The organism is Neisseria sp. P0001.S005 (genome assembly GCF_051963715.1).
The window spans coordinates 1-311 of record NZ_JBQCTZ010000901.1; the positions used below are offsets into that span (position 1 = coordinate 1).

The window sequence follows — 311 nt, forward strand, 5'->3', positions numbered from 1 at the left end:
GTTTTGGGGGCGGATGCGGCATCCGTGGTCTTGGTGTCCGGTGTGCAGGCGCTCAGGAGTAAAAGCAGGGGAAGGATATATTTCATGGTTGGTCTCTCAACAGGCCGTCTGAATATATGGTTTCAAACGGTCAGCGTTGTTTATCGATAACGATAAACCCGGCGGGGATAGACGGGATAAGCCGGATTGTTGTGAACGGGTTGGCTGTCTTGGTAAATGACGGTCGTTCCCGGTGGGGCGTTGATGGTCACGGTTTTGTTGACAGTGGTTTGCGAGTGGACGGGCAGGTCCAAGACGGCGGTGCGCCCATA

General features: G+C 54.7%; 1 protein-coding gene. It reads right to left on the minus strand.

Going from position 1 to position 311, the window contains the following annotated elements:
* Nucleotides 1-140: 140 nt before the first annotated feature.
* A partial coding sequence (locus tag ACTHSP_RS23415; protein ID WP_440347170.1) for a methionine-binding protein occupies nt 141-311 on the minus strand: 171 nt, incomplete at its 5' end.